Genomic DNA, 1,350 nt, shown 5'->3' with positions numbered 1-1,350 from the left:
GAGAACAACAACTGCAGAAAAAAATGTTGTAGCAATTAATGGTCCCATATGGAACTCAACGAAAACTAAAACAGCTGTGGAAAATGCTTTTTATCATTGGGAAAAGCATGGAAAAGAATTTCCAGAACTTTTAAATGCTAAGCAATATGTAGAGTATGCTCATGAATTTTTTAAATCGAAAAACGCACTCGTAAAAATACGACCTAAAGGAGAAATAATTAGATACGATCTTTTGAGCAATACATACGGTACATTTACAAAAAATGGGGTACCTAAAACCATGTTTAAGCCTAAACAAGGGATTGTCTACTTTCAAACAAGGAATTAAAAAATGGTAGAAAAAAATAAAGGGTATCCATGTTCTTGTTGTGGTTTCTTGACCATGCCAGAAAGTGAACCCGGGACATTTGAGATCTGTCCAGTATGTTTTTGGGAAGATGACGATTTCCAACTTAATAACCCAGAATTTTTTGGAGGAGCCAATAAAGAAAGTCTTATTCAAGCTCAGAAAAATTTTAAAGAATTTGGAGCATCATCTAAAGAATTTCTGAATCGTGTTAGAGCCCCGCTTTCTCATGAAATTCCTTAAACACAGCAGAAGCAACTCTGCCAACAAAAACTCAAATTCTGCAGTTTGGAAGAGAATTATACCAAAATCTAATTGTTCTTTGGCGAGTATGGAGGTGTAAACATCAACTCAATTGTAAGCGTCAAATTTAGCTATCTGTTCTTATGATCGAATTCCTGATATTTTTCTTCTTAATCTACAAAACAGGAGAAAATGATCATGAGAAAAAGTTCCCTAATGGATATTGAGAGATTCGAGCTTTTCGCCATAGGGTTAAAGAAGGTGATTTTGTTTATCCATATTGATCCAAAACCCTCAACGGAAATGTTTAATATGTTAGAGAAATACCGCATTTGTCTGTCGAGTCCACCAGATAGAGACAATTTGGTTGCAGAAATTTTTTTTGAGGGGTGTCAATGGGCTGAAATCAATCAGGAACATTCTGTCTTTGAAATCGAATTTTATCCACGTCCTGATGTTCGACCATGGAAAGTTGGTTTTTCTAGTGCAATCAATGCTCTCAATGAAGCAAAATCAATGCTCACGTCCACGAGAAATTAACTTGTCAGTCTTGTTGATCTTAATGTATCCTACCTATCATGCCCATCCTGTCTGACGCGAATGCCTGTCCGATTCTGTTTCTTTTTATCCTGGGCAATCCTGTTCACTTATCAGATATATCCATTAAATCTATTCTGTCTTTATCAGCACTTTTTTTCGCAGCAGGGGAAATCCTTGTTTGCAATCGATAACCACTGTTTTCTTTAAAAAACCATTTTGAT

The 1,350-nt window shown here is 35.7% G+C and carries 3 protein-coding genes; all 3 read left to right on the top strand.

What is annotated here, in order from left to right; all coding sequences use genetic code 11:
* Nucleotides 1–328, top strand: a 328-nt coding sequence (locus tag C0512_RS15800) for a hypothetical protein (protein ID WP_290863304.1), incomplete at its 5' end; no start/stop codon positions are given.
* Between the two features lie 3 nt (nucleotides 329–331).
* Nucleotides 332–589 carry a CPCC family cysteine-rich protein gene (locus tag C0512_RS15795; RefSeq protein ID WP_290863302.1) on the top strand — a complete coding sequence of 86 codons (258 nt, stop codon included), beginning with the start codon at nucleotides 332–334 and terminating at the stop codon, nucleotides 587–589.
* Between the two features lie 267 nt (nucleotides 590–856).
* Entirely contained in the window at nucleotides 857–1,129 is a 273-nt protein-coding gene (locus C0512_RS15790) for a hypothetical protein (RefSeq protein WP_290863300.1), read from the top strand.
* Nucleotides 1,130–1,350: the final 221 nt, after the last annotated feature.

This window comes from Flavobacterium sp., from assembly GCF_013822155.1.
Lineage (GTDB): Bacteria > Bacteroidota > Bacteroidia > Flavobacteriales > Flavobacteriaceae > Flavobacterium.
Note: the sequence above shows the minus strand (reverse complement) of the source record. Positions and strands in the feature narration are given on the sequence as shown.